Source organism: Flavonifractor sp. HCP28S3_F3 (assembly GCF_052065355.1).
Lineage (GTDB): Bacteria > Bacillota > Clostridia > Oscillospirales > Oscillospiraceae > Flavonifractor.
Genome location: NZ_JBQHUF010000004.1, coordinates 221078 through 227886, shown reverse-complemented (window position 1 = coordinate 227886; position 6809 = coordinate 221078). Strand labels below are relative to the sequence as shown.

The window sequence follows — 6809 nt, the reverse complement described above, 5'->3', positions numbered from 1 at the left end:
CCCCCCCACCCCCCCCCCCCCCCCCCGCCTCTTTCTATTCAGAGCAGAGCTCTGGCCCGTGCCAGCAGCTTGGTGTATACCTCGTCCATTTCCCATTCGTTGGTCAGCTCCAGCAGCCGGTCCGCCGGCAGCCAGGCTACGCCGGTGTTTTCTCCCTCCCGGAAGTGGAGCATATCTCCCTCCTCCGCCGTCAGCAGGTAGGTCACGTTCAGGTGCTGGTGGGAGGACACCCACTGTCCCCGCTTTACATGACCCCATACCGGCAGAATATCCAGGGAGGCGATGGAGGTGCTCAGAGGCTTGATGTGGGTCACTCCCGTCTCCTCACGGGCCTCCCGCAGAGCCACCGCCAGCAGATCGGCGTCCCCGTCGGCGTGGCCGCCGGTCCAGGCCCACACCTTGTAGATGTTGTGATGGGCCATCAGTACCTTGGAGCAGTCGGCATTTACTACAAAGCCGGAACTGGTCATGTGGGCGATCTTGTTCTCCCGGGTGAGGATATTGTCCGGGAACCGCCGGATGTAGTCCAGGATCAGTTCCTTGTCTGCCGCCTCCTGCTCCGTCTGAGGCACATAGGCGGCAATGTCATCGATATACATCGCTTACACCCTCTCGTAGGTCACATAGCGGAAGAACAGCCCCTCATGCTCCAGAGGCTCGCTTTCCTCAACGATTTTCCAGGCCGGGTCGGCGTCCAGGTCGGGGAAGAACACGTCGGCGGGCCAGGCGTGGTCGATTTTAGTGAGATAGGCCTTGTCACAGAAGGGCAGCAGGGCCTGGTATACGCTGGCGCCGCCGATGACGAAGGCATCCGCCGGGGCGGCGGTGCGGAGGCTGTCCAGGTCCCGGAATACCTCCGCGCCCTCGGGGGCGAAGGAGAGGTCCCGGGACAGGATCAGGTTCCGCCGGTTCTTCAGGGGACGGCCGCCGGGGAAGGTGGCCAGGGTCTTCCGGCCCAGGATGACGGTATGGCCGGAGGTGAGGGCCTGGAACCGCTTCAGGTCAGCGGGGATGTAGCACAGCTGGTCCCCGTCCTTGCCGATGGCCCAGTTTTGATCCACGGCCGCGATCACATTCATAGAAACGCCCTCCTTTTATACCGCCACCGGGATGGGCTGGTCCAGAGTGTGGAACTGGTAGCCCTCCAGCTTGACGCTGTCCTTGGTGAAGGCGTAGAAATCGGTGACGGACGGGTCCATCCACAGCTTGGGAGCCTCGTAGGGGGTGCGGGAGATGATCTTCTCCACCACCGGTACGTGGCGGTCATAGATGTGGGCGTCGGCAATGACGTGGACCAGCTCCCCGGCCTCCAGGCCGGACACCTGGGCCAGCATGTGGACCAGGGCGGCGTACTGCATCACATTCCAGCCGTTGGCGGTGAGCATGTCCTGGGACCGCTGGTTGAGGATGGCGTTGAGGGTATGCCCGCTGACGTTGAAGGTCATGGAGTAGGCGCAGGGGTAGAGGGCCATCTCGTGGAGGTCGTGGTGGTTGTACAGGTTGGTCATGATCCGCCGAGAGGCGGGATTGTGCTTCAGGTCATACAGCACCCGGTCCACCTGGTCGAATTCCCCCTCGGGATAGATGTGCTTCACGCCAAGCTGGTAGCCGTAGGCCTTGCCGATGGAGCCGCTCTCATCGGCCCAGGCGTCCCAGATGTGGCTGTTCAGGTCGTGGATATTGTTGGACTTTTTTTGCCAGATCCACAAAAGCTCGTCCACCGCGCTCTTGAAGGCCATCTTTCGGATGGTCTGCACCGGGAACTCCTCCCGCAGGTCGTAGCGGTTGATGATGCCGAATTTTTTCACCGTATGGGCGGGGGTCCCGTCCTCCCAGCGGGGACGCACCTGCTGGTCGGTGTCCCACACCCCGTGGGCTAAAATCTCTTTGCAGTTCTGGATAAACAGTTCGTCGGCGCGGCTCATGTCAGTCCTCCTGTTTTTCTGATATGCCGTTTCGTTTTTTGAGCTGGAAACGGCAGGAATTTTGTGATATCTTATACTTATCAGTATTGACGCCCAGGAGCGTGATCATTGTGAAAGAAGCCGCCCAGAAGCCCGCGATCCATATCGGACTGCGCAACCTCAAGACCGCCCTTTCTGCCTCCCTCTGCGCCCTGATCTATTATTTTCTGGGGCAAAGAAATCCCGCCTTTGCCTGCATCGGCGCCATCTTCGGTATGGGCGCCAATATGGACCACTCCAAGCTCCACGGAGGAAACCGCCTGTTCGGTACCATCATCGGCGGATTCCTGGGGATTGCCCTCTACCGGTTCTATCTGATCTTCTACCCGGAGGGGGACGGCCACCTGCTGCTGGTGCCCCTCCTGTTTGTGGGTGTGGTCATCCTCATCATCCTGGCCCAGATCTTCTGGGTGGGTGCGGTGCAGCCCGGCGGCGTGGTGCTCTGTCTGCTGCTGTTCTCCATCGGACCGGACAACTACGTCTCCTACTCCCTCAACCGCATGCTGGACACCGGCGTGGGTGTGCTGATGTCCCTGTTCATCAACTGGCTGCTTCCCCGGGAGCGGCTGGACGCCTGGCAGGAGGCGTTCAAAGCCAAATTCGGCAAAAAAGAACTTACAGACTGAGTGTTCCAAGCAGGCCTTCGTTATGAAGGCCTGTTATTTTTACGTCACAGATCACGTTGTGTAATCCCTGGCCGGAGACGAACACCTCGGTGTAGTTGGGGGCGTGGCCCCGCCACAGACCGTCCTTTTCCTCCTCGAAGAGCACCGGCAGGGTCTGACCCACCCAGCTCTCCAGCCAGGAGCGGTGCATATCCCGGGCCACGGCGCCCGCCCGATGGGCCCGGTCCTCCTTCACCGCGTTGGGTACCTGTCCGGGCATGGCGGCGGCGGGGGTGCCGGAGCGGCGGGAGTAGGGGAAGATGTGCATGGCGGAGAAGGCGCACTTCTGGATGAAATCCAGGGTCTGAGCAAACTCCTCCTCGGTCTCTCCGGGGAAGCCCACAATGAGGTCTGTGGTGATTCCGGGCCGATCAAAGTATTCTCTCAGTAATCTGACGCTCTCATAATACCGAGCGGTATCATATTTTCGGTTCATCCGCTGTAAAACACTGTCGCAGCCCGACTGCATAGACAGGTGGAAGTGGGGGCACAGATTGGGTAGGGCGGCGCCCCGGCGGCAGAATTCCTCGGTGATGGTGCGGGGCTCCAGAGAGCCCAGCCGTACCCGGCAGCCAGGGGCGGCCGTGCATACCGCCTCGATGAGTTCGATGGGGTGGGGCTTGCCCTCCAGGTCCCGGCCCCAGGAGGAAATCTCGATGCCGGTGAGTACCAGCTCCTTGTAGCCGTCCGCCGCCAGCCTGGCGGCCTCAGCGGCAGCCTGCTCCAGAGGCAGGGAGCGGATGGGTCCCCGGGCGTAGGGGATGATGCAGTAGGTGCAGAAGTTGACGCAGCCGTCCTCCACCTTCAGCATGGCACGGGTGCGCCCCTCCAGCCCGCCGGCGGGGAGATGCTCGTAGGTCCGGCGGCGGAGAGCGTCGTCCACGTCCACCACCTGGCCTCCATCGGGACTCAGGGCCTCCAGCCGGTCCAGAAACTCCATCCGGTGGGCTGAGCCCATGACCAGATCCACGTCCAGAGCCTCCACCGCCTCCGGATCGGTCTGGGCGTAGCAGCCGCACACCGCCACGATGGCGTGGGGAGCCCGCTTTCTGGCCTGCCGGATGGTCTGGCGGGACTTCTTGTCGCTCACCGCCGTCACGGTGCAGGTATTGATGATATAGGCCTCCGCCTCCCCGTCAAAGGGGACCAAAGTGTGGCCCCGGCGGGTGAGCTCAGCCTCCATGGCCTGGGTCTCATACTGGTTGACCTTGCAGCCCAGGGTATAAATGGCAACTCGCATGGCAATTCCTTTCACTCTGTCACGGTGCTTTGTGAAAAAGACAGAAATTGTGCCCGGACAGGACATTTGCATTGAAATGTTTCCCTCACACAGTCTATAATAAGGGTAAACTATATTATAAAGCAAGGGCGGGTCCCTTGTACAGAGGATTTCAGGAGGTGCTCCGCTATGAGTGCATTTTATGTGTCGCTTTCCTCCATTGAGGACGTCAGGCAGTTTGTCAACGCAGCCACCTGCTGCCCCTGTGAGGTGGATGTGCTGTCCGGCCGGTATGTGGTCGACGCCAAGTCCATTATGGGCTTGTTCTCCCTGGACCTGTCCCAGCCGGTGCGGGTGGAGGTCCACGGCTCCGACAGCGAGCGGGAGGCCTTTGAGCAGAGCGTGGCCGCCTTTGAAGTCAAGATGCCGGAGTAAGCTGACCCGGCTTTGGAAAAAGCGCCCCTAAGGGGCGCTTTTTTGTCATGCGGGTTTACAAGTCCTGGCTTGCTATGGTAAAATAACATGTTTTTGAGGGGGGCGCGGTATGGAGCGGCAGTTTTCATTTTTCGCCTATCTCTCCCGGATGCGGTACATCAACCGCTGGGGGCTGATGCGCAATACCTTTCAGGAAAATATCCAGGAGCATTCCCACATGGTGGCGGTGCTGGCCCACACCCTGGCGGTGATCCGGCGGGACGTGCTGGGCAAGCCGGCGGACCCGGGCCTGGCAGCGGCGGCGGCCCTGTACCACGATGCGCCGGAGATCCTCACCGGGGATCTGCCCACCCCCATCAAGTATTACAGCCCCGACATCCGGGACGCCTACAAGCAGGTGGAGCAGGTGTCCGCCGGCAAGCTGCTGGACATGCTGCCCCCGGAGCTGCGGGGTGCCTATGAGCCTCTGGTGCGGGAGGAGTATGACCCGGACACCCGCGCTCTGGTGAAGGCGGCCGACAAGCTCTCCGCCTACATCAAGTGTGTGGAGGAGCTGAAGGCGGGCAACAACGAGTTCCGCCAGGCCGCCGAGCAGACCCTGGAGGCCCTGAAGGCTTACGGCCTGCCGGAGGTGGACTACTTCATGGAGCGTTTTCTCCCGGCCTTCGGGCTTACTTTGGATGAGTTGGGATGAAGCAAAGAGAGAAAGGAAGTCTGTATATGAGAGCCATCGTCACCGTTCTGGGCAAGGACCGGGTGGGCATTATGTCCATGGTGTGCGCCCTGCTGGCCCAGCACAACGTCAATATCCTGGACATCAGCCAGACCATTCTGCAGGACTACTTCACCATGGTCATGCTGGTGGACGCCAACCAGTGCGATCTGCCCTTCGCCGAGCTGGCCGCCCTGCTGGAGCAGGAGGGCAAAGAGCGGGATCTGTCCATCCGCGCCCAGCGTGAGGACATTTTCAACGCCATGCACCGGATTTGAGAAGCGCGGAGCCGCCGAGCAGGGGAGCCTGGACCGGAGCGAGGGCGAGCGGAGGGCCGCAAAGTGGCCCGCAGACCAGCCCGAGACGGAGGGAAGGCGGCCCGGCCGTGAGGCGTGCGCAGCGTGACAACGAGAAGCCCGCAGGTACGCGGACCATAAGGAGTACATCATTTTATGATTAACACCAACGAAATTCTGGATACCATTAACATGATCGACCAGCAGCATCTGGACGTGCGCACCATCACCATGGGCATCTCCCTGCTGGACTGCGCCGATCCCGACCCCAATGTGGCCTGCCGCAAGATCTACGACAAGATCACCCGCCGGGCAGAGCGCCTGGTGGCGACCGGCGAGGCCATTGAGGCGGAATTCGGCATCCCCATCGTCAACAAGCGGATCTCGGTAACCCCCATCGCACTGGTGGCCGGCGCCTCCGAGACCAATAACTACGTTCCCTTCGCCGTGGCGCTGGACAGCGCCGCCAAGGCGGTAGGGGTCAACTTCATCGGCGGCTTCTCTGCCCTGGTGCAGAAGGGTGCTACCCAGGCCGACCGGAAGCTTATCGGCTCCATTCCCGAGGCCCTGGCCCGCACCGATCTGGTGTGCTCCTCCGTCAACGTGGGCTCCACCCGGGCGGGCATCAACATGAACGCCGTGGGCGTCATGGGCCGTGTCATCAAGGAGTGCGCCGAGATGACCGCCGATCAGGGCGGCTTCGGCTGCGCCAAGCTGGTGGTCTTCTGCAACGCCGTGGAGGATAACCCCTTCATGGCCGGCGCCTTCCACGGCCCCGGCGAGGGCGACTGCGTCATCAACGTGGGTGTCTCCGGCCCCGGCGTGGTACACCACGCCCTGAAGGCGGTGAAGGGCATGCCCTTCGACGTGGTGGCTGAGACCATCAAGAAGACCGCCTTCCGGGTGACCCGTATGGGTCAGCTGGTGGCCCAGGAGGCCAGCCGCCGTCTGGGCGTACCCTTCGGCATTGTGGACCTGTCCCTGGCTCCCACCCCCGCCATCGGGGACTCCGTGGCCCGTATCCTGGAGGAGATGGGCCTGGAGACCTGCGGCACTCACGGCACCACCGCCGCTCTGGCCCTGCTCAACGACGCGGTGAAGAAGGGCGGCGTTATGGCCTCTTCCCACGTGGGCGGCCTGTCCGGCGCCTTCATCCCCGTCAGTGAGGACGAAGGTATGATCGCCGCCGCCCGCTCCGGCGTGCTCCACCTGGACAAGCTGGAGGCCATGACCTGCGTCTGCTCTGTGGGACTGGACATGATCGCCGTCCCCGGCGACACCTCCGCCGCCACCATCTCCGCCATCATCGCCGACGAGGCTGCCATCGGCATGGTCAACTCCAAGACCACCGCCGTGCGTATCATCCCCGCTCCCGGCAAGGTGGTGGGTGACACCGTGGAGTTCGGCGGCCTGCTGGGCTCCGCCCCCGTCATGCCCGTCCATCCCCAGAGCGCCGAGGCGTTCATTGCCCGCGGCGGCCGTATCCCTGCACCGCTGCAGAGCCTGAAGAATTAAAAA

At 62.3% G+C, this 6809-nt stretch carries 9 protein-coding genes; 5 read left to right on the top strand and 4 right to left on the bottom strand.

What is annotated here, in order from left to right:
• Positions 1 to 38: 38 nt before the first annotated feature.
• Genes ACTNB1_RS06220 through thyA form a run of 3 tightly spaced genes read right to left on the bottom strand, consistent with a single transcriptional unit; the run spans position 39 to position 1925 of the window.
• Positions 39 to 599, bottom strand: coding sequence for an NUDIX hydrolase (locus ACTNB1_RS06220; protein WP_441168396.1), 561 nt, complete (start codon positions 597 to 599; stop codon positions 39 to 41).
• Positions 600 to 602: 3 nt separating this feature from the next.
• Positions 603 to 1079: a dihydrofolate reductase gene (locus ACTNB1_RS06215; RefSeq protein WP_441168395.1), complete on the bottom strand. Its 477-nt coding sequence runs from the start codon at positions 1077 to 1079 to the stop codon at positions 603 to 605.
• 15 nt (positions 1080 to 1094) lie between these two features.
• Positions 1095 to 1925, bottom strand: a complete 831-nt coding sequence (gene thyA, locus ACTNB1_RS06210) for a thymidylate synthase (protein WP_441168394.1) — start codon at positions 1923 to 1925, stop codon at positions 1095 to 1097.
• A 110-nt stretch (positions 1926 to 2035) separates the two neighbouring features.
• Here thyA and ACTNB1_RS06205 point away from each other — a divergent pair, with 110 nt between their 5' ends.
• Positions 2036 to 2590 (top strand): FUSC family protein, encoded by a 555-nt coding sequence (locus ACTNB1_RS06205; protein WP_441168393.1) that lies wholly within the window; start codon positions 2036 to 2038, stop codon positions 2588 to 2590.
• Here ACTNB1_RS06205 and mtaB read toward each other — a convergent pair.
• Positions 2580 to 3869: a tRNA (N(6)-L-threonylcarbamoyladenosine(37)-C(2))-methylthiotransferase MtaB gene (mtaB, locus tag ACTNB1_RS06200; protein ID WP_441168392.1), complete on the bottom strand. Its 1290-nt coding sequence runs from the start codon at positions 3867 to 3869 to the stop codon at positions 2580 to 2582. The genes ACTNB1_RS06205 and mtaB overlap by 11 nt on opposite strands.
• A gap of 168 nt (positions 3870 to 4037) precedes the next feature.
• On the opposite strand from mtaB, the gene ACTNB1_RS06195 reads away from it, so the two are divergent.
• The 4 genes from ACTNB1_RS06195 (at position 4038) to ACTNB1_RS06180 (ending at position 6806) form a co-directional block, all read left to right on the top strand.
• Positions 4038 to 4283 carry an HPr family phosphocarrier protein gene (locus tag ACTNB1_RS06195; protein WP_441168391.1) on the top strand — a complete coding sequence of 82 codons (246 nt, stop codon included), beginning with the start codon at positions 4038 to 4040 and terminating at the stop codon, positions 4281 to 4283.
• Between the two features lie 109 nt (positions 4284 to 4392).
• A complete protein-coding gene (yfbR, locus tag ACTNB1_RS06190) occupies positions 4393 to 4977 on the top strand; it encodes a 5'-deoxynucleotidase (RefSeq protein WP_441168390.1) in 585 nt (194 codons plus the stop codon).
• A gap of 26 nt (positions 4978 to 5003) precedes the next feature.
• Complete coding sequence (locus tag ACTNB1_RS06185; RefSeq protein ID WP_441168389.1) at positions 5004 to 5273, top strand: ACT domain-containing protein; 270 nt, start codon at positions 5004 to 5006, stop codon at positions 5271 to 5273.
• A 174-nt stretch (positions 5274 to 5447) separates the two neighbouring features.
• Positions 5448 to 6806: a PFL family protein gene (locus tag ACTNB1_RS06180; RefSeq protein WP_441168388.1), complete on the top strand. Its 1359-nt coding sequence runs from the start codon at positions 5448 to 5450 to the stop codon at positions 6804 to 6806.
• Positions 6807 to 6809 lie beyond the last annotated feature (3 nt).